Source organism: Streptomyces sp. NPDC090088 (genome assembly GCF_044747345.1).
Classification (GTDB): domain Bacteria; phylum Actinomycetota; class Actinomycetes; order Streptomycetales; family Streptomycetaceae; genus Streptomyces.
The window spans coordinates 122,099-141,762 of sequence record NZ_JBIVDZ010000008.1 but is presented as its reverse complement, the minus strand read 5'-3'; the positions used below and the strand labels follow the sequence as shown (position 1 = coordinate 141,762).

15 protein-coding genes are annotated in these 19,664 nt (G+C 72.7%); 10 read left to right on the top strand and 5 right to left on the bottom strand.

Annotation, left to right across the window (positions count from 1 at the left end; all coding sequences use genetic code 11):
- Window positions 1-162 precede the first annotated feature (162 nt).
- Window positions 163-1,995 carry a murein biosynthesis integral membrane protein MurJ gene (gene murJ / locus ACIPSJ_RS34700; RefSeq protein WP_401351722.1) on the top strand — a complete coding sequence of 611 codons (1,833 nt, stop codon included), beginning with the start codon at window positions 163-165 and terminating at the stop codon, window positions 1,993-1,995.
- Between the two features lie 40 nt (window positions 1,996-2,035).
- Here the strand turns inward: murJ and ACIPSJ_RS34695 are convergent, their stop codons facing one another.
- Window positions 2,036-2,770, bottom strand: a complete 735-nt coding sequence (locus ACIPSJ_RS34695) for a glutamine amidotransferase-related protein (RefSeq protein ID WP_359224590.1) — start codon at window positions 2,768-2,770, stop codon at window positions 2,036-2,038.
- Between the two features lie 87 nt (window positions 2,771-2,857).
- Between ACIPSJ_RS34695 and ACIPSJ_RS34690 the strand changes: the two genes are divergently transcribed.
- The 4 genes from ACIPSJ_RS34690 (at window position 2,858) to ACIPSJ_RS34675 (ending at window position 6,721) form a co-directional block, all read left to right on the top strand.
- A complete protein-coding gene (locus ACIPSJ_RS34690) occupies window positions 2,858-3,742 on the top strand; it encodes a LysR family transcriptional regulator (protein ID WP_401351720.1) in 885 nt (294 codons plus the stop codon).
- A 91-nt stretch (window positions 3,743-3,833) separates the two neighbouring features.
- Window positions 3,834-4,388 carry a PDZ domain-containing protein gene (locus tag ACIPSJ_RS34685; protein ID WP_359224585.1) on the top strand — a complete coding sequence of 185 codons (555 nt, stop codon included), beginning with the start codon at window positions 3,834-3,836 and terminating at the stop codon, window positions 4,386-4,388.
- 192 nt (window positions 4,389-4,580) lie between these two features.
- Window positions 4,581-5,711, top strand: coding sequence for an aminopeptidase P family protein (locus ACIPSJ_RS34680; protein ID WP_401351718.1), 1,131 nt, complete (start codon window positions 4,581-4,583; stop codon window positions 5,709-5,711).
- 62 nt (window positions 5,712-5,773) lie between these two features.
- Window positions 5,774-6,721 (top strand): aminoglycoside phosphotransferase family protein, encoded by a 948-nt coding sequence (locus tag ACIPSJ_RS34675; protein ID WP_401351716.1) that lies wholly within the window; start codon window positions 5,774-5,776, stop codon window positions 6,719-6,721.
- Window positions 6,722-6,734: 13 nt separating this feature from the next.
- On the opposite strand, the gene treZ is transcribed toward ACIPSJ_RS34675, so the two are convergent.
- Window positions 6,735-8,480, bottom strand: a complete 1,746-nt coding sequence (gene treZ / locus ACIPSJ_RS34670) for a malto-oligosyltrehalose trehalohydrolase (RefSeq protein WP_401351714.1) — start codon at window positions 8,478-8,480, stop codon at window positions 6,735-6,737.
- 175 nt (window positions 8,481-8,655) lie between these two features.
- Between treZ and ACIPSJ_RS34665 the strand changes: the two genes are divergently transcribed.
- From ACIPSJ_RS34665 to ACIPSJ_RS34655, 3 genes are all read left to right on the top strand, one after another.
- Window positions 8,656-9,207, top strand: a complete 552-nt coding sequence (locus ACIPSJ_RS34665; RefSeq protein WP_401351712.1) for an FHA domain-containing protein — start codon at window positions 8,656-8,658, stop codon at window positions 9,205-9,207.
- A gap of 168 nt (window positions 9,208-9,375) precedes the next feature.
- Entirely contained in the window at window positions 9,376-10,701 is a 1,326-nt protein-coding gene (locus ACIPSJ_RS34660; protein WP_401351710.1) for a M14 family zinc carboxypeptidase, read from the top strand.
- Entirely contained in the window at window positions 10,698-11,114 is a 417-nt protein-coding gene (locus ACIPSJ_RS34655; protein WP_355707708.1) for an SSI family serine proteinase inhibitor, read from the top strand. Before ACIPSJ_RS34660 ends, ACIPSJ_RS34655 begins: the two co-directional genes overlap by 4 nt.
- A 34-nt stretch (window positions 11,115-11,148) precedes the next feature.
- Here ACIPSJ_RS34655 and ACIPSJ_RS34650 read toward each other — a convergent pair whose 3' ends face one another.
- From ACIPSJ_RS34650 to glgX, 3 genes are all read right to left on the bottom strand, one after another.
- Window positions 11,149-12,399, bottom strand: a complete 1,251-nt coding sequence (locus tag ACIPSJ_RS34650) for a M14 family zinc carboxypeptidase (RefSeq protein WP_401351706.1) — start codon at window positions 12,397-12,399, stop codon at window positions 11,149-11,151.
- Window positions 12,400-12,661: 262 nt separating this feature from the next.
- Window positions 12,662-14,995 (bottom strand): malto-oligosyltrehalose synthase, encoded by a 2,334-nt coding sequence (gene treY, locus ACIPSJ_RS34645; RefSeq protein ID WP_401351703.1) that lies wholly within the window; start codon window positions 14,993-14,995, stop codon window positions 12,662-12,664.
- A 120-nt stretch (window positions 14,996-15,115) separates the two neighbouring features.
- A complete protein-coding gene (gene glgX / locus ACIPSJ_RS34640; protein WP_401351700.1) occupies window positions 15,116-17,224 on the bottom strand; it encodes a glycogen debranching protein GlgX in 2,109 nt (702 codons plus the stop codon).
- A 196-nt stretch (window positions 17,225-17,420) separates the two neighbouring features.
- Between glgX and ACIPSJ_RS34635 the strand changes: the two genes are divergently transcribed.
- Together ACIPSJ_RS34635 and ACIPSJ_RS34630 are read left to right on the top strand one after the other, a co-directional pair.
- The gene (locus ACIPSJ_RS34635) at window positions 17,421-18,242 is read left to right on the top strand and encodes a Tat pathway signal sequence domain protein (RefSeq protein WP_359224566.1); all 822 of its coding nucleotides are present in this window, start codon (window positions 17,421-17,423) and stop codon (window positions 18,240-18,242) included.
- 63 nt (window positions 18,243-18,305) lie between these two features.
- On the top strand, window positions 18,306-19,646 hold the full coding sequence (locus ACIPSJ_RS34630) for a copper amine oxidase (RefSeq protein ID WP_359224563.1): 1,341 nt from the start codon (window positions 18,306-18,308) through the stop codon (window positions 19,644-19,646).
- Window positions 19,647-19,664 lie beyond the last annotated feature (18 nt).

The following is a 19,664-nucleotide window of genomic DNA, read 5'->3' as shown; positions in this document are numbered from 1 at the left end:
CCGATCGGGGCCTGGTTGCCGGTCGCCCTTCCGGTTGACGGGCGAGGCGTCACGGAGTCGCGGCATGCCGGTCGCAACATCCGGCGGGCGGAAGGGGGTTGGCGCGCCGGTATGGTGGCGTGTCAGTCCTGGACGGCGGGGATACGGAGCGATGGATCACGCATGAATGTTGACGGTGACGGCAGCCGCCCGGCCGCTTCGGAGCCCGGGTCGCGGGGTCGTGCCCGGCATGCCGCGCCGGATGGGAGCGCCCGCGACTTCGAGACGCTCCGGATTCGCCGAGTGTCCGGTTCCGCCGCGGGCGTGAATTCATCGGTGACCGCAACGATGCCGGTTCCGGGCGAAAGATCCGGCGCCGAGCAGTCTTCCGGTCTCATGAAGTCCAGCGCTCTGATGGCGGCCGGAACCCTGGTTTCACGCCTGACCGGTTTTCTGCGCACTCTGGTGATGGGGGCCGCGCTGGGGGTGGGAACGCTCAACGACACCTACCAGGTGGCCAACACGCTCCCCACCATGATTTATGTGCTGGTCGGCGGAGGAGCCCTCAATGCGGTCTTCATTCCGCAGTTGGTGCGGTCGATGAAGGAGGACTCCGACGGAGGTGCCGCATACGCCAACCGTCTCATCACCCTGGTCGTCACATTCCTCGGCTCGGTGACCCTGGTATGTGTCGTCGCGGCGCCGGAATTCATTCGCATCATGTCGCCCTCGATGGCCGCTCACCCCGACCAGATGCGGGTCGCGGTTGCCTTCGCCCGCTACTGCCTGCCCACGATGTTCTTCATGGGGATCCACGTGGTGATGGGTCAGATCCTGAATGCGCGGGGGCGGTTCGGCGCCATGATGTGGACGCCCGTCCTGAACAACATCCTGATCATCGCCGCATTCGGGTCGTTCACCTGGGTCTTCGGTACGGCATCCCGCTCGGGAATCTCGGCATCGACGATCACGCCGCAGGGAATACGACTGCTCGGTGTCGGCACCCTTCTGGGGCTGGCGGTTCAGGCACTGGCCATGGTCCCCTACCTGCGCGACTCGGGATTCCGGATCCGCCTCCGCTTCGACTGGCGTGGCCATGGCCTCGGGAAGGCTCTCGGCCTGGCGAAATGGACTTTCCTGTTCGTGCTCGTCAACCAGGCCGGCATGGTCGTCGTGACGCGTCTTGCCACCGCCGCCGGTGCGACCGCGGAGAAGACCGGACACCCCGGCACCGGCATCACCGCGTACAACTACGCGCTCCTCCTCTGGCAGATGCCGCAGGCCATCATCACCGTCTCCGTGATGACAGCCATTCTTCCGCGCATCGCCCGCGCGGCCGCCGACGGCGACCACACGGCAGTCCGGGACGACATCTCACAGGGACTGCGTACTTCAGCGGTCGCCATCGTTCCCTGTGCTTTCGCCTTTCTCGCTCTCGGAGTGCCTCTGATCCAACTGCTCTACGCCGGAGCCGGCGAGGAAGGCGCCCGCAACATCGGCTTCGTGCTGATGGCCTTCGCCCTGGGGCTGATCCCGTACTCGGTGCAGTACGTGGTACTGCGCGGGTTCTACGCCTACGAAGACACCCGGACGCCCTTCTTCAACACCCTCGTCGTCGCGCTCGTGAACGCCGCCGGATCCCTCGCCGCCTATCTCCTGCTCCCCGCGCGGTGGGCCGTGACCGGCATGGCCCTCTCCTACGGCCTGGCCTACGTCATCGGCGTCGGCATCGCCTGGAAACGGCTCCGCAGCCGGCTCGGCGGCGACCTCGACGGCACGCGAGTCGTCCGAACCTACGCCCGTCTCATCGGGGCCGCCCTTCCCGCGTCCCTGGCGGCCGGACTGGTCGCTGCGCGTCTGATGACAGCGATGCACCCCCCGGCCGTTGCCGCGCTCACGGCACTCGCCGCGGGAGCGACCGTTCTGATCGCTCTGTTCGTCCTTCTCGCGCGCATGATGCGCATCGAAGAAGTCAACGCCATGGTGCACATGGTGCGGGCACGCCTCGGCCGCTGAACAACACGGCGGCCGGGATCCGGACGGCGGGGCCCCGGCCTCACGCCGACGCGCGTACCCGCTCGTCGGCGTGCGCGACCGCCGCCCGCGCCAGTGCCCGGACCACCGAATGCGGACGCGAGCCGTCACCGGCCAGCTCCGGCTGGAAGAGGGTGGCCAGGAAGAAGGGGTGGCCGGGCAGTTCGGCGACCCGGACATGGCCGTCCTCGTCGTGGCCGGACAGCCGCATTCCGTGCGCGCGCAGGGTGTCGAGGTGGCGGGAGGGGCCGTACGCGCAGAAGTACCGCTCGACCGTGCGCCCCGAGCCGATCGCCGCCTCGGCGAGCGAGCCCGGCTCGACGGTCACGACGGCCTCGTGACCCACCAGCGAGCAGGCCAGCGGTTCGATGAGCGGGTCCTCGGCGCCGGGGTCGGTCTCGGCGTGCGCGACCCGGGTCAGCCCGCAGACGTTCCGGGCGTACTCCAGGAGCGCGTGCTGGAATCCCGCACAGGTGCCGAGGAAGGGGATGCCCTCCTCGCGTGCGGTGCGGATGGCCCGCAGGACGCCCGCCTCGCTGCGGTACGGGCTGCCGGGCAGCACCCACACGGCGTCGAAGCCGCGCACCGCGGCCACGTCCTCGGCGTCCTCGGAGGGAACCCAGTAGGCGTCCAGGACCAGCCGGTCGCGCTCGGCGAGGGCGTCCAGGAGGAGCGGGATCCGGGTGTGCGAGACGACGTTGGGGGAGCGGTCCCCGACCAGGGCGATCGTGGCGGTCCGAGCTGCGGAGTTCGTCATGCCCTCATCCTGGGCGCCGGTTCCGGTTCACGTCCAACGATGATCGGTGCACTCTCGATAAGCAATTCTGATGCGACCCTGTACGGCATGGACCCGCACCTGCTGCGCACCTACGTCACCGTCGCCCGCCTCGCCTCCTTCTCGGAGGCCGCCCGCACCCTGGGCTACACCCAGTCCGCGGTCTCCCAGCACATCGCCGCCCTCGAACAGGACCTCGGCGCGCCCCTGCTCACCCGGCGCCCGGTGACGCCCACGGCGGCCGGCGAACGGCTCCTGGAGCACGCCGGCCCGCTGCTGCTGCGGCTGGAGGCGGCCCGCGCGGACGTCGTACGGATGGCCGCCGCGCCCGTGTCAGGCCTGACCCTCGCCGCGACCCCGACCGCGCTCGGCCCCGGCGTCCTCGCCGCGCTCCCCGCCGACGGCGTCACCCTGCGCGTCCTGCCTCGCGAGGAGATCCCGGCCGCCGTCGCCACCGGCACCGCCGACCTCGGTCTGCTCGACGGCCTCGCCGCCCCCAGCGACCCCCTGCGCCTGCCCGACGTGGCACCGCTGACCACGCACCGCGTCGGCGAGGAACCCGTCGCCGTCCTGCTCCCCGCCGGCCATCCCCTCGCCGGCCGCCCGGGCCTGCGCCTCACCGACCTCGCCGACGCCCGCTGGCTGGACGCACCCGGCGCGGCCCTGCCCCTCGCCCAACTGCGCACCGCGACCGGCGGCGGCGCCTTCCGCCCGGCCCTGCGCTACGACGGCTCCGACCTCCGCACCCTCACCACCCTCACCGCCACCGGCCACGGCCTCACCCTGCTGCCCCGCCGGACGGCCACCGGCATCCCGGGCACGGTCGCCGTCCCGGTCACCGCGCCCCGGGTCATCCACCGGGTGGAACTGGTGTACGCCGGGACCCCCGCAGGGGCGGCCGCGGACCTGGTGGCGAGCCTGGTCGAGGGTGCCCGGGACGCAGGTGAGGCCTAAGGCTTCCCGCTCCTGACCCGGGGTCAGTCTCACTCGTTCGTGACTCGTCGCGCCCGCGTGCGCCGGGTAGGGCTCGGGCCGGAGGCGAACCATGGAACAGACCGCTTTGCGTCCCAAACCGATCCCGGGTCAGGAACGCGGGGAGGACCCCCCGCCCGACCCGGCCCACCGCCCGCACGCCGCGCGCCGCCGCGGCCGCCGGATCAGGACCCTGCTCTTCGGCCTCTTCGCCGGCACGGTCCTGGTGCTCACCGGGGTCGGCATCGGCACGGTCGGCGCCACCGTCATCGGCCTCTCCAGACTCGCCGAACTCCAGCACCGCACCCCGTCGACGACCCCCACGCCCACTCCGTCCACCGCCCCGACCCCCTCGCACCCGCCCACCGCGACCCTGGGCGTGGAGGCCGTCGACGCCGACAAGGTGGGCGCCGTGGTGGTGGGCGTCCACGTACCCGGTCCCGGCTACACCGCCGGGCTGGTACGCGGCGACGTACTCCTCCAACTCGGCAACAGTCGCATCGACGACGCCGCCGACCTGGTACGAGCCGTCACCGAGGCCCGCCCGGGCAAGGAAGCCAAACTCACGGTGCGGCACCAGAGCGGGGGGTACCAGCAGCTGACAGTGGTGCCAGGAGTCGTCACCTGACAACGCCCTCACGAACGCGCCCCGACAGGGGCGCGGGGAACTGCGCGACAAGCCACGACTCAGCCGCACTCGCCCCACAACCAAGACACACAACGGCGCTTCCGCGCAAACCGGCTCGCGCCGCCCCACAACACCCGGCAGGATGCTCACCGAAGGCCCTACAGCCCCCTCACCCGCGCAAGGAGGCCCCGGATGACCGGCACGACACCCGCCGCGCCCTTCACCGCCGACGACTACAGGGCCCGCATGACGCGCGCGGCGCACACCGCGGCCGACGCCGGGCTCGCCGGCCTCCTGATCGCCCCCGGCCCCGACATGGTGTGGCTCAGCGGCTACACCCCCACCGCCGTCACCGAACGGCTCACCCTCCTCGTCCTCGCCCCCGGCAGGGACCCCGTGCTGGTCGTCCCCACCCTGGAGGCCCCCGACGCCGCGAAGTCGGCCGGCGCGGACGTGCTGACCCTGCGGGACTGGACCGACGGCAAGGACCCCTACGCCGTGACCGCCGAGCTGCTCGACAAGGGCGGCCGGTTCGGTATCAGCGACAACGCCTGGGCCATGCACCTGCTGGGCCTGCAGAGGACACTCCCGGACACCTCGTACGCCTCCCTCACCGACGCGCTGCCCATGCTCCGCGCCGTGAAGGACGCGGCCGAACTCGAACTCCTCGCGGCCGCCGGAGCCGCCGCCGATTCAACGTTCGAGGAGATCCGCAAGGTTCCCTTCGCCGGCCGCCGCGAGTCCGACGTCGGCCACGACCTCGCCGACCTGCTGCGCCGCTTCGGCCACGAACAGGTCGACTTCACCATCGTCGGCTCGGGACCCAACGGCGCCAACCCGCACCACGAGGTCGGCGACCGGGTCATCCAGGACGGCGACATGGTCGTCCTCGACTTCGGCGGCCTCAAGGACGGCTACGGCTCCGACACCACCCGCACCGTGCACGTCGGCCCGCCGACCGCCGAGGAACGCGAGGTCCACGACCTCGTGCGCGCCGCCCAGGAGGCCGGGTTCCGGGCCGTCCGCCCCGGCGCGGCCTGCCAGGAGGTGGACCGGGCCGCCCGCGCGGTCATCGCCGACGCCGGGTACGGCGAGTTCTTCATCCACCGCACCGGCCACGGCATCGGCGTCACCACGCACGAGCCGCCGTACATGATCGAGGGCGAGGAGCAGCCGCTCGTGCCCGGGATGTGCTTCTCCGTGGAACCCGGCATCTATCTGCCGGGCCGCTTCGGCGTGCGGATCGAGGACATCGTCACGGTGACCGAGGAGGGCGGACGTCGTTTCAACAACACCACCCGCGAGATGGTCGTAGTGGGCTGACCGACCCGGCCCAGGGAGTATCTTCTCGCCCCTACCCCACCCGAACGGCAACGGCGCGATCCATGACCCAGGCACCGACACCCACCGCGGACACCGTCCGCCGACTGGTCCGTTCGCTGCTCAAGGAGAGCGCGACCGGAACCTCGGGACCGGACGTCCGGCCCGTCGCGGCGGGCGGTGAGCACTCCACCTGGTGGGTCGGCACCCGCCATGTGCTGCGGCTGGCGCCCGACCGGGAGGCCGCCGCCCGGCAGCGCCGCGAACTGCGGCTGCGCGACCTGGCCCGCCCGCACCTGCCGGTCGCCGTCCCGACCAGCGTCGCGCACGGCGAGTGGGCGCCGGGCCTGACCTACACGCTGGACACCGCGATCGCCGGGGGCACGGCCGAGGAGCACGACGTCTCCGCGGTCGGCGAGGCCGACCTGGCCGGGCTGCTCACCGGCCTGCGCGAGGTGCCCGTGCGGCAGGCGGAGACGCTCGGCGTGCCGCGCACCCCGCCGCGCTCCCTGGAGGCGCTGCGCCGGATGGCCGTACCCGCCGCCGAACGCCTCGCCGCCGCCGACGAGTTCGATCCCGCGCCGCTGCTCCAGTTCACCTCGCCGGGCGCCGCCCAGCTCGCCGCGCAGCCCGGTACGGCCGTGCTGGTCCACCACGGCCTCAAGGGCGAGCATCTGGTGGTCAGCGCGGACGGCAGGGTGCGCGGCGTCCTGGACTGGACCGACGCGGCCGTGGGCGACCCCGCCGAGGACATCGCCGGGCTCGCCCTCGCGGTCGGCTCCGGCGCGGCCGTCCGCGCGGCCACGCTCGCCGGCTACGGCGCCCGGCCCTGCCTGCGCGGCCTGTGGCTGGCCCGCTGCGACACCGTCATCCGCCTCGCCGACCGTCTGGAAGGCCGCGACGACAGCCCCCTGCCGCTGCTGCGCACCCGGCTCCGGCGCGCCTGGGAGGCGATCCTGCTGGAGCGGGTGACGGAGCTGCGCGAGGACACCGAGGACGACACGGAGTCGTAGCGCGGCCGGCCGCTCAGGGCTGGGTCAGCACCACGCACGACTCGCCCGGCACCCGCAGCACCCCGTCCGCGCCCGGCGTTGCCACGGGGTCCCAGGCGGCCAGCACCTCCGCCCGTCCGGTGCCGAGCGGGATGGCGGCCGGCTCCTTGCCCAGGTTCACCGCCACCCGTACGTCCCCGCGCCGGAAGGCCAGCCAGCGTGCCTCCTCGTCGTAGGCCACCTTGGTGTCGGCGAGGTCGGGGTCGGTGAGGTCCGGCTGCTCCCGGCGCAGCGCGGTCAGCCGGCGGTACCAGGCCAGCACGCGCGCGTGCGGCTCGCGTTCCGGCTCCGACCAGTCCAGGCAGGACCGGTCCCGGGTCCCCGGGTCCTGCGGATCGGGTACGTCCTCCTCGGCCCACCCGTGCGCCGCGAACTCCCGCCGCCTGCCCCGCCGTACCGCCTCCGCCAGCTCGGGGTCCGTGTGGTCGGTGAAGAACTGCCAGGGGGTGCCGGCCGCCCACTCCTCGCCCATGAACAGCATCGGTGTGAAGGGCGCGGTCAGGGTCAGGGTGGCCGCGCAGGCCAGCAGACCGGGGGAGAGGGAGGCCGAGAGCCGGTCGCCCTGGGCCCGGTTGCCGACCTGGTCGTGGGTCTGGGTGTAGCCGAGCAGCCGGTGCCCGGCCACCCGCGCGCGGTCCAGCGGGCGGCCGTGGTGGCGGCCGCGGAAGCCGGAGTACGCGCCGTCGTGGAAGTAGCCGCCGGTGAGGGTCTTGGCCAGGGCGGCGAACGGGGCGCGCGCGAAGTCGGCGTAGTAGCCCTGGGACTCGCCGGTCAGCGCGGTGTGCAGGGCGTGGTGGAAGTCGTCGTTCCACTGCGCGTCCAGACCGAGACCGTGCTCCGCGCGCGCGGTGATGAGACGCGGGTCGTTCAGGTCGGACTCGCCGACCAGGAACAGCGGCCGGCCCGACTCGGCCGCCAGGGCGGCCACGGCCGCCGACAGCTCCTCCAGGAAGTGGCACGCGCGCGTGTCGCACAACGCGTGCACCGCGTCCAGGCGCAGCCCGTCGATCCGGTAGTCGCGCAGCCAGGCGAGCGCGCTGCCCACCAGGTACGCGCGCACCTCGTCGGACCCGGGCGCGTCCAGGTTGACCGCGGCGCCCCAGGGCGTGTGGTGGGTCTCCGTGAAGTACGGACCGAAGGCGGGCAGGTAGTTGCCGGACGGGCCCAGATGGTTGTGGACGACGTCCAGGACGACACCGAGCCCGAGTTCGTGGGCCCGGTCGACGAACCGTTTCAGCGCCTCGGGTCCGCCGTAGGGCTCGTGCACCGCCCACAGCGAGACCCCCTCGTACCCCCAGCCGTGCCGGCCGGGGAAGGGGCACAGCGGCATCAACTCCACGTGGGTGACGCCCAGTTCCACCAGGTGCTCCAGACGGGCGGCGGCCGCGTCCAGGGTGCCCTCGGGGGTGTACGTGCCCACGTGCAGCTCGTAGAGCACGGCGCCCGGCAGGGCCCGGCCGGACCACTCGGCCCGCCATGGGTGGCGACCGTGGTCGACGACCGCGCTGAGCCCGTCCGGCCCGTCCGGCTGGCGGCGCGAGCGGGGGTCGGGCAGCACGGGGCCGTCGTCCAGGGCGAACCCGTACCGGGTGCCGTCCTCGGCGTCCGCCGCACCGGTCCACCACTCCGGCCGCCTCGGATCGCGCTCCAACGCGCGCGTGACGCCGTCGCAATGGAGCGTCACCCGGTCTGCCTGCGGTGCCCACACCTCGAACTGCACGGACGGTCCCCTTCGTCTGGCTCATCGTGAGGTAGTCCGTCCATCGTGCCGGGAAAGCGATCAGACCGCTTTTGAATCCCGGCTTTCCCGGAGGGTGTCGCCGTCCGTACGCGCGCGTGACGGCCGTTTCCCCGTTTTCTGGACACCCGGGGTTCACTGACCCAGAATCGGCAGCGTGACGTCGTCCTTCGAGTTCCACACCTACCCCGCGCGGCTGTCCGACGCGGAGCGCGAGAAGGCGCTGAGTGTGCTGCGTGACGGCGTCGTCATGGGACGGCTGTCGCACGACACGTTCGTGCGCCGTATGGAGCTGGCGCTCGCCGCCCGCCGCGCGGACGAACTCGCGGCGCTCACCGCGGACCTGCCCCAGGAGAACCGCTTCGCGCGCGTGCTCTTCGGCACCGTCGAGGCCGTCTCCGGGTTCACCGTGCGGCTGCGCCGGGCCTGGCAGGCCGAGCGGCTGCCCAAACTGCTGCTGCCGCACCCCGGCAGCGGCCATCCGCTGCGCATCGGCCGCGATCCGGCCAACGGGCTGCGGCTCAACCACGAGACGGTCTCCCGGGTGCACGCCGAACTCCGCCGCCAGGGCGGCCTGTGGATCCTCCGGGACCTCGGCTCCACCAACGGCACGACCGTGAACGGCCGCCGGGTGACCGGCGCCGCCGTCGTGCGCGAGGGGGACCAGATCGGCTTCGGCCGGGTGTCCTTCCGGCTCGCGGCCTCCTGAGCCCGCCCTTTGCCGGCCGCTGTCTCCGAGTGGCTGAAAAACGTATGCCCGTCGCGGTGTTGACGTACCCCCCAAGTCGTGACTGACTGTGTGGACGCCATGCACATCATGTGAACCGACGGCACCGCATTGTGGAGGTGTGTTCTGCCGCTCCTCCGCTACCCGACCGTGGACGAGCTGGTCTCCCGGGCGGCCGCGCTGGCCGCCGACCGACCCCGGGACGCCCGGCTGCGCAGGGTCGGGACCTCCCGCGCGGGCACGCCCATGTGGCTGCTTTCCATCGGTCACGGCGGTCGTCACGCCCTGGTCGTCGCCGGCCCGCACGCCAACGAACCCATCGGCGGTGCCACCGTGCTGCGCCTCGCCGACCGGGTGCTCGCCGACCCCCGGCTCACCGAGGACGCCGACGTCACCTGGCACCTGCTGCTCTGCCTGGACCCGGACGGCTCGCGCCGCAACGAGGGCTGGCTCGCCGGGCCGTACACCCTCGGCCACTACTTCCGTAACTTCTTCCGGCCCGGCTTCCTGGAGCAGCCCGAATGGCTGCCCGACGGGGCCGACGCGGTCGCGCTGCCCGAGACCCGGGCGCTGCTCGACGTCCAGGACGAGCTGCGGCCCTTCCTCCAGTGCTCGCTGCACGGCGTCGACGTCGGCGGCGGCTTCGTCGAGCTCACCCGCGACCTGCCGGGCCTCGACCGCCGCCTCACGCACACCGCGAGCCGGCTCGGCATCCCCCGGGAACTCGGCGCCTACGACACCCTGTACTGGCCGACCTTGGGCCCGGCCGTCTACCGGGTGCCGCCGCCCCGCCGGGGCGACCTGGCCGCCGCCATCACCGAGGCCGCCGTCGAGTCCACCTGGTTCCACCCCTACCGGCACGGCACCGTCACCGCCATCGTCGAGGCGCCCATGTGGGGCGTGAACGCCGTCCAGGACGGCGCACCGCCCGCCGACCGGGACGCGGCGCTGCGGGCCGTCAGCCGGACCCTGCGGGCGGACACGGCCCTCCTGGACGGCATTCTGGCGCGGGTCAGGACCCAGCTGTCCGCGGCCCCGGACGCGGCCCGGCTGCTCGCGCCGGTCGACGACTACCTGCTCGTCTGCCCCGGCCTCGCCGACGCCTGGGACCCCGACACCGACGCCGGCAGCGCCCGCCCGCTGCCCCCGCTCAGCAGCGCCCACCTGGCCGCGCTGCGCATCGCCGGACGCCGGCTGGCCCTGCGCACCGCCGGGCTGCTGCACCAGCTGCTGCGCAGCACCGGGCACGACCCGGCCGACGCGCTGCCCGACCTGGACCGGCTGATCGACACCTGGTGCGCGGACTACCACGACTCGCTCGGCGCCCGCTGGATCCCGGTCGCGCGCCAGGCCGAGTACCAGACGCGCGTCGTCCTGAGCGCCTTCGAACTGGCGCACCGCCACGCGCGCGCGGGTGCCCGTTCGGGTGAGCCGGGCTGGGGCGCCGAGGCCGCCGTGCCGATGCACAGGGAATGACCTCTCTGATCAGAGCGACAGCGGCCGGCGGCGCCCTGCTGGCGGCCACCGCCCTCCTCGCCGCCGGCCCGGCCCAGGCCGCGCCCGCCGCCACGCGCGGCGGCGACTACCTCTTCCTGACCGTCACCAAGGGCGACAGCCGCTCCAGCGACACGCGCGGCGCCCTGCTGCTGTGCGACCCGCCCCAGGGACACACGCACGCGGCCGAGGCCTGTGCCGAACTGGACACGGTGGGCGGTGACATCACGCGTATCGCCCCGCCCAAGGACGCGATGTGCCCGATGCTCTACGCGCCCGTGACCGCCCAGGCACGCGGGGAGTGGAACGGCCGGCCGATCGACTACCGCGAGACGTTCCCCAACTCCTGCGTGATGGCGGCCAGGACCGGGCCGGTCTTCGCCCTCGACGGCTGACTCCGCAGGCGGGCGGCGTGCGGCCCCCGAGACCTCACGCCGCCCCCTCGCGCGCGTGCTGCGCGGCCGCCAGCACCGTCCGGGACTGATGCTCCACCTGGCGCTCCAACGGCACCCAGCGGGCCCGGAAACGCTCCCCGTAGGCCTCGCACCAGGCCGCCACCAGCTCCTCCAGCCGCGGTGCCGCGCGGTCGTCCGCCTCCCGCAGCACCCGCAGCAGCATCGAGGCCGCCCGCAGCGGCAGCCGCCGCCCGAAGGCGTCCACACTGCCGACGTACGCCATCGTGGTGTCGACCGGCTGCCGGGCGATCCAGTCCTCGGCGAGCCCCGGGATCAGCCCCAGCGCCCAGCGGGCCGCCCGCAGCAGCGGCCCGTCCAGGCCGTCCAGCCGGGGCAGCGCCTCGGCCAGCACCCGCTCCACCTCCCGCGAGTCCCGCAGCAGCCGGCGCGCCAGGCGCCGCATCGCCGCCGCCGGCGCCGGGTGCGGCGCCGGGTCGTCGACCAGGTCGCTGGCCCACATCGGCACCTCGATCACCGCCGTCAGACCGCCGTACCGGTGCGCGTGGTACCAGGTGCTGTGGCGTGCGTCGTCCGGCATGCTCGGGTACGCCACCCCCGTCTCCGGACCGGGCATCACCCGCACCCCGGGCCCCGAGGCCGGCCAGCCCGCGGCGTCCGAGGCGCCCGTCTCCACCGGGATGTGCAACTCCGCCGCGGACTTGGCGAACGGCTCGGCCAGCCCCGGCACGTCCTTCGTCAGCTGCACCCAGCTGCCGCCCAGGTCGGTGCCGTGCAGGGTCACCTGGAGGTAGGGGCGCAGCTCGTCGATCACCGCGAGCAGGGCCACGGTCTCGGGCGGCAGCCGGTCCGGCGGCAGCACCGACGGCGACCACTCCGGCTGCTCCGGGCCCGCCGGCCGGTAGAAACCGAGGTGGTAGTCGAACAGGCTGCGCGGGGCCGGGGTGACGTGCAGGCTCGCCCCGTCCGGGTCCGCGCAGAGCAGGAAGTGCCAGGAGGTGTCCGCCCGCAGCTCCCGCTCCTGCAGCACCCGCTCGGCCAGTACCTGGAGAGTGCCGCCCCCGGTCGGCTCGTTGGCATGGGCACCCGCGACCACCAGGACCGCCCGCCGGGCGTGCCCGACGGACAGCAGGTGCAGCGGTCTGCCCGCGCGGGAGAGGCCGATCTGCCGCAAGGTGCACAGGCCGGGCCGGTGCGCGGCCAATGCCCGGGCGGTTGCGACGAGTTCGGGAACACTGGGGTAACGCAGCTCCGGCAGGAGACTCACCCCCGACTTGTCCGCCCGGCTTCGCATTCCCCAGTCCCGCACGGCATAGGTGAACTGTCAAGAACCTCCCGGGGGAGGCTCCAGGGGGCGCCCAGGGGCACGAGCCGTCGGCCGGCCGGGCGGTGGGCGCCGCTGGGGGTGCGAAGTCACTCCGGGGCGCGGAACGGCTCCGCGCGCCCATACGGACGCCGTCCGCGCCCGGTGAGTTTCAGCAAGGCCCCCACCCGGCCGCGCATTTCACTCGTACGGGTGAATGTGCCTCTCAGTCCCCGGCTCCCACCCGCTCCAGCAGCGCCACCGGCGACGCCTCGAAGAGCTCCGCCACGCGCGCGTGCCCCGTGAACTCCCGCCCCGGTGCCAGCACGTCGGCCCACCGCCCCGGCGGCAGCGGCAGCACCGTGTCCCGCCAGCCGCCCGCCGCGGCCAGTCGCAGCGACAGCCGGGTCACCGCCGTGACCACCTCCCCGGAGCGCGCGAAGGCAAGGCAGTGCGCCGCGGCCGGGCCCTCGGCCGGCAGCGGCGCGTACGTCGCCGTGTCGCCGAAGGCACCGGGGCGCCGCGCCCGCAGCCGCAGTGCCGCCGCCGTCACCGCGTCCTTCTCGCCCGGACGCGCGGGCGGGAACGCCACCGGCCGCCGGTTGTCCGGGTCCACCAGCGCCCGGTACTCGCCCTCCGTGCCCTGGTAGACGTCCGGCACCCCCGGCATCGTCAGATGGACCAGAGCCGTGCCCAGCACGTTCGCCCGGACCTGCGCCGCCAGGGAGGCCCGGAAGGCCGCCACCGGCTCACCCGGCGGCCCGCACGGCCCGGCCGCGACGAACGAGGCCACCGCCTCCTCGTACGGCGGCTCCTGCTCCGTCCAGCTCGTGTACAGCCCCGCCTCCCGCACATGCTTCAGCAGCGCCTCCTCCACCCGCCCGGGCTCCGCCGGGCCGAGCCCGAACACCGTCTGCCAGGCCGCCCAGGCCAGCTGCGCGTCCGGCCCGCCCTCGCCGTCCCGGGTCACCTCGGTCAGCACGTCCGCCCAGCGCTCCGGGCACTCCGTGAGCACGGCCAGCGCCGCCCGCACATCGGCGCTGCGCTTGGTGTCGTGCGTCGTCACCACCGTCCCGGTGAGCGGCCAGTCGCGCTGCACGCGCGCGCAGTACGCGTGGAAGGCGTCGGGGGACACCGCCGGACCGCCGGGGTCCCCGCCCACCTCGGTCGCCGACAGCAGCGGCACATAGCGGTAGAACGCCGTGTCCTCCACCGACTTGGCGCGCAGCGCCGAGGCCGTCTGCGCGAACCGGGTCCGGAACTCCGCGGCCCCCGGCCCGTCCCCGGCCAGCAGCAGCCCGCGCACCACGTCCACCGCCCCGCCCTCCTCGGGCACCACGAAGGCCAGGCGGGCCTCCTCGGCGGCCCGCTCGGTGACCACGGCGGCCACGTCACCGGAGGCGTACGGCCGGTACACCCGCATCCGCACCAGCAGCTCCTGCAGGGCGGTGCGCAGCGCCCAGGGCGCCCGGTCGCGCAGCGCGGGATCCGGCGACGTCGCGCACACGCGCGTGGCCACCCGTGTCAGCCGGTCCGTCTCGGCCGCCAGCTCGTGCGTGAGCACCTTGTACGCCGCCTGCCGCACCGTCGCCGCCCAGTCGCCGCCCCGGTCCGTCTGCGGGGCCGCGAACCGCCGGTACTGGCCGAGCAGTTCACCGGCGCCCGCGGGATCCGTGAACAGGCCGTCCACCTGCCGCAGCGCGTCGTACCCGGTGGTCCCCGCGACCGGCCAGCCGGCCGGCAGACGCTCGCCGTCGGCCAGGATCTTCTCGACCACCGTCCAGCGCCCGCCCGTCGCCTCGTGCAGCCGCGCGAGATAGCCGTCGGGGTCCGCGAGCCCGTCGGGGTGGTCGATCCGCAGCCCGTCCACCACGCCCTCGTGCAGCAGCTGGAGGATCTTGCCGTGGGTCGCCTCGAACACCTCGGGGTCCTCCACCCGCACCCCGATCAGCTCCGAGATGCTGAAGAACCGCCGGTAGTTGAGCTCGGTACGGGCCAGCCGCCACCACGCCGGGCGGTACCACTGGGCGTCCAGCAGCTCCGGCAGCGGCAGGTCCGCGGTGCCGGCCCGGAGCGGGAAGGCGTGCTCGTGGTAGCGCAGCACGTCACCGTCGACCACGAGCTGCCCGAGCACGTCGCCGAGCGGGCCGCCGAGCACCGGCAGCAGCAGCCGGCCGCCCTGGGCCGCCCAGTCGATGTCGAACCAGCGCGCGTACGGCGACTTCGGGCCCTCGCGCAGGACCTCCCACAGGGCGTGGTTGTGGCGGGGGGACATCGCCATGTGGTTCGGCACGATGTCGACGACGAGGCCGAGACCGTGCTGCCGCGCGGTGTGCGCGAGTGCGCGGAGGCCCTCCTCGCCGCCTAGTTCCTCGCGTACGCGCGCGTGGTCGACGACGTCGTAGCCGTGGGTGGAGCCGGGGACGGCTTCCAGGACGGGGGAGAGGTGGAGGTGGGAGATGCCTAGTTCGGCGAGGTACGGCACGGAGGAGGCGGCTGCCGAGAAAGGGAAGCTGGGCTGGAGCTGTAGGCGGTAGGTGGCTGTCGGGACGGCTGTCATGCGGATGTTTGTACCCGCGCTGGGTGTTTTTGTGTCACAGCGCGGGCCGGTGGGGGCTTGTCGCGCCCCGCGGCGGTAGCCGCATATCGAATACAGCCCCGCGCCCCTGAAGGGGCGCGTTCAGGCGGGCCTCTTTAGAACAGTCAGGCTTCGGCCCGTCAACGTCAGGCGTGCGCCGCCGTCCACCTTTGGCCCTGGGAGTACGCCCTCGGCCCGGGCCGTGTCGACCACCACCTCCCACTGGCGGCCGTGGTTCACCGGGACCACGAAGTCGAGCTCTCCCGGTGAGGCGTTGAACATCAGGAGGAACGAGTCGTCGGCGATGCGCTCGCCGCGTGCGCCCGGTTCCGAGATGGCGTTGCCGTTCAGGAACACGGTGAGGGCGGAGGCCTGGGCGGAGTCCCAGTCCTGCTGGGCCATCTCATGGCCCTCGGGGGTGAACCAGGCGATGTCGGAGAGGTCGTCGTGGGTGCCCTCGACCGGGCGGCCGTGGAAGAAGCGGCGGCGCCGGAAGACCGGGTGCTCCTTGCGCAGCCGGGCCATCGCGCGGGTGAAGGACAGCAGGTCGTTGTCGTCCTCGGGGGACGGCCAGGCCACCCAGGAGACCTCGTTGTCCTGGCAGTACGCGTTGTTGTTGCCGTGCTGGGTGCGCGCGAACTCGTCGCCGTGGCCGATCATCGGCACGCCCTGGGACAGCATCAGCGTGGCGACGAAGTTGCGCATCTGCCGGTCGCGCAGTTCGAGGATCGCGGGGTCGTCGGTGTGGCCCTCGACCCCGCAGTTCCAGGAGCGGTTGTGGCTCTCGCCGTCCCGGTTGTCCTCGCCGTTGGCCGCGTTGTGCTTGTCGTTGTACGACACCAGGTCGTGCAGGGTGAAGCCGTCGTGGCAGGTGACGAAGTTGATGGAGGCCAGCGGTCGGCGGCCGTCGTCCTGGTAGAGGTCGGAGGAGCCGGTGAGGCGGGAGGCGAACTCGGCCAGTGCGCGGGGCTCGCCGCGCCAGAGGTCGCGTACCGTGTCGCGGTACTTGCCGTTCCACTCGGTCCACAGCGGCGGGAAGTTGCCCACCTGGTAGCCGCCCTCGCCGACGTCCCAGGGTTCGGCGATCAGCTTCACCTGGGAGACGATCGGGTCCTGCTGGACCAGGTCGAAGAACGAGGACAGCCGGTCCACCTCGTGGAACTGCCGGGCCAGGGTGGCCGCGAGGTCGAAGCGGAAGCCGTCGACATGCATCTCGGTGACCCAGTAGCGCAGCGAGTCCATGATCATCTGGAGGACGTGGGGCGAGCGCATCAGCAGGGAGTTGCCGGTGCCCGTCGTGTCCATGTAGTAGCGGGGGTCGTCCGTGAGGCGGTAGTAGGACGGGTTGTCCAGGCCGCGGAAGGACAGGGTGGGGCCCAGGTGGTTGCCCTCGGCGGTGTGGTTGTAGACCACGTCGAGGATCACCTCGATCCCGGCCTCGTGCAGGGCGCGGACCGCCGACTTGAACTCCAGGACCTGCTGGCCGCGGTCGCCCCAGGAGGCGTACGCGTTGTGCGGGGCGAAGAAGCCGATGGTGTTGTAGCCCCAGTAGTTGTTCAGGTCCATGTCGACCAGCCGGTGGTCGTTCACGAACTGGTGGACCGGCATCAGTTCGAGGGCGGTCACGCCCAGTTCCACCAGGTGCTCGATGAGCGCCGGGTGCGCGAGGCCCGCGTAGGTGCCGCGCAGCTCCTCGGGCAGGCCCGGGTGGCGCATGGTGAGGCCCTTCACATGGGCCTCGTAGATCACCGTGTGGTGGTACTCGGTGCGCGGCCGGCGGTCGTCGCCCCAGTCGAAGTACGGGTTGATCACCACCGAGGTCATGGTGTGCGGCGCCGAGTCCAGGTCGTTGCGCTTGTCGGGGTCGCCGAAGTGGTAGCCGTACACCTCCTCGCCCCAGCGCACCGACCCGCTGACCGCCTTCGCGTACGGGTCGAGCAGCAGCTTCGCCGAATTGCAGCGCTGCCCGCGCCCGGGGTCGTAGGGGCCGTGCACCCTGAAGCCGTAGCGCTGCCCCGGCATCACGCCCGGCAGGTACGCGTGCCGCACGAAGGCGTCGCTCTCCCGCAGCTCCACCGCCGTCTCGGAGCCGTCGTCGTGCAGCAGACACAGCTCCACTCGGTCCGCGGCCTCCGTGAACACCGCGAAGTTGGTCCCGGCGCCGTCGTACGTGGCACCGAGCGGATACGCCTCTCCAGGCCAGACCTGCATGAAGTCGACTCTTCCAGGTGTGTCTCGCGCCCGGGGGCGCCTTGGTCATGAGTCTGCCCGAAAGTAATGGAACCCCAGGTGACTTACGCCCCTCTTACCCGGCGACCAGTGCACACAGCGGCCCGTGGGGCGAGGTGTGCCGAACCAGTGGGGCATACACGTACTCCCTGTGACCAAGGGGGAGTAGGGGGAAGATGTGCGCAAGATAGTGCACCGCCATCTGGGCAAAGTGGTGGCCGGTGCGGGACTGGCGGTGGCGGGGACCGCCGTGATGGTCGGGATCACCCTGCCGGGCACGGCCGGGGCCAACGAGTCGGGAGGGAGCGACGGAAGCGGCACGGCCGCCGCGCAGTCGGCGGGCCAGGGGCAGGGCCAGGACGCCGTCAAGGGCGGCGTGGTGGAACAGGCGCCGGCCGAGGGCAAGAAGGGCACGGGCAGCGACCCGCTGACCGACGACGAGACCAAGCGCGTCGAACAGCTCGCTCTGACCAAGCAGATGTTCAACGCCGGGGAGAACGTCGAGGGCGCCCGCGGCCCGGAGCGGATCAGCGTCGACCTCGCCGAGCCGGACGCGAACGAACTGGACAGCTCGAACGCGCCGCGCCGCGCGGACGTGACGTTCTACGACTACCGGAACGACAGCCTCGTCACCCGGACCGTGAACCTCGACACCGGCAAGGTCGAACAGACCACGAGCCGGCAGGGCGTCCAGCCGCCGCTCAGCCACGACGAGAACGTCCAGGCGCTCAAGTTGCTGATCGGCGACCCGCTCGGCGCCGGCCTGAAGGCGGACTTCAAGGACGCCACCGGCAGCGAACTGACCGACCCGGAGCAGCAGCTGCTGCTCAACAGCGCGGTCTACCGCGCCACTCCGGGCGCCCAGCCGGCCGCGCTCGACAAGTGCGGCGAACACCGCTGCGTGCGGCTCTTCCCGAAGGTCAAGAACGGGCCGTGGATCGACGCCCGTGCGCTGATCGTCGACCTCAGCGCGCGCAAGGTCGTGAAGCTCGGCCGCTGAGCCGCGCCGTTCACCCCGCCCATCGCACTTCACCGCGTTTTCCGTACGAGGAGTCACTTCGTCATGCACGTGAACGAGCGCGCGCACGCGCGTGTGCCCAGAATCAGCCGTGCCCGCAGGACGGCCGCCGTCGGCCTGTCCGTGGCCGCGCTGGCGGCCGGCGCGACCACCGCGGCTGGGCCCGCCGTCGCCCAGCCGAAGCGGGCCGCCGCGGCCGCCGCCGACTGCTCCGCCGCCTACCGCATCGAGCAGAAGCTCTCCACCGGCACCACCTGGCGGATGTGCTGGCGCTACGACAGCAAGGCCGGACTGGTCCTGGAGCACATCTCCTACCAGCCCAAGGGCGAGGCCGCCCCCATCAAGGTCCTCGCCAGCGCCCGGCTCGCGCAGATCGACGTCCCCTACGACGACGGCAGCGTCGAGTACGACGACCTGACCGGCTTCGGCTTCGCCCAGGGCCTGGTGCCGCTGGCCTCGGCCGAGTGTCCCGGCGGCACCATCAAGACCGTCAAGGTCCCCGACGCCTGGGACCCGGCCCACCCCAACGTCGACGGCCTGTGCACCACGACCCGTTCGCGCGGCCACGCCTACCGGATGCAGGCCGACACCGGCAACCGGGTGTACCAGCAGCAGGGCAAGGACCTGCTGGTCTACACCGTCAACAAGGTCGGCTGGTACGAGTACATGACCGAGTGGCGGTTCCAGGACGACGGCACCATCAACATGAACGTCGGTGCCACCGGCAGCCTCTCGCCGGGCGACTACGACGCCGGCGACGGCCGCGGCTGGCCGATCGGCAAGGGCGCGCACGCCTACGCCACCAGCCACAGCCACAACGTGTTCTGGAAGCTGAACTTCGACCTCGACGGCTCCTCCAAGAGCCGTATCGAGCAGTACGACTCGGTGGTCAGCGCCCCGACGCACGGCCAGGAGGCGCCCACCAACAAGACCACCCGCACCAACGTCACCAAGGAACTCGCCGGTGACTCGAAGAACATGCGGTGGTGGCGGGTGGTCAGCACCGCCGGCAAGAACAAGGACGGGCACGCCCGTTCGTACGAGATCGTCCAGGGCGCGACCAACAAGTACCCGGGTCACGGTTTCACCAAGCACGACGTCTACTTCACCCAGTACGACAAGTGCGAGCTGTTCGCCAGCAACAACCCGGGCTGCGCGACGGGTCACCCCAAGACCGTCGACAAGTGGGTCAACGGACAGACCCTCACCAACCCTGTGGTCTGGGTGAACGTCGGTTTCCACCACATCGCGCGCGACGAGGACCAGCAGCCGATGCCGGTCCACTGGCAGGGCTTCTCCATCGCCCCGCGTGACGTCACCGCTATGAATCCGCTCACTCCGGCCGCCCTTGCCGATCAGAACGGTCAGCCCGGAAACGGTAGTTGAGAAACGACACTGTCCATC

What these genes read in the sequence shown, in the direction of transcription:
- ACIPSJ_RS34690 (WP_401351720.1), top strand. Translation starts at nt 2,858, where the DNA reads ATGGACCCGCACCTGCTGCGCACCTACGTCACCGTCGCCCGCCTCGCC.
- ACIPSJ_RS34685 (WP_359224585.1), top strand. Translation starts at nt 3,834, where the DNA reads ATGGAACAGACCGCTTTGCGTCCCAAACCGATCCCGGGTCAGGAACGC.
- ACIPSJ_RS34695 (WP_359224590.1), bottom strand. Translation starts at nt 2,770, where the DNA reads ATGACGAACTCCGCAGCTCGGACCGCCACGATCGCCCTGGTCGGGGAC.
- treY (WP_401351703.1), bottom strand. Translation starts at nt 14,995, where the DNA reads ATGACAGCCGTCCCGACAGCCACCTACCGCCTACAGCTCCAGCCCAGC.
- ACIPSJ_RS34655 (WP_355707708.1), top strand. Translation starts at nt 10,698, where the DNA reads ATGACCTCTCTGATCAGAGCGACAGCGGCCGGCGGCGCCCTGCTGGCG.
- glgX (WP_401351700.1), bottom strand. Translation starts at nt 17,224, where the DNA reads ATGCAGGTCTGGCCTGGAGAGGCGTATCCGCTCGGTGCCACGTACGAC.
- ACIPSJ_RS34680 (WP_401351718.1), top strand. Translation starts at nt 4,581, where the DNA reads ATGACCGGCACGACACCCGCCGCGCCCTTCACCGCCGACGACTACAGG.
- ACIPSJ_RS34675 (WP_401351716.1), top strand. Translation starts at nt 5,774, where the DNA reads ATGACCCAGGCACCGACACCCACCGCGGACACCGTCCGCCGACTGGTC.
- murJ (WP_401351722.1), top strand. Translation starts at nt 163, where the DNA reads ATGAATGTTGACGGTGACGGCAGCCGCCCGGCCGCTTCGGAGCCCGGG.
- ACIPSJ_RS34630 (WP_359224563.1), top strand. Translation starts at nt 18,306, where the DNA reads ATGCACGTGAACGAGCGCGCGCACGCGCGTGTGCCCAGAATCAGCCGT.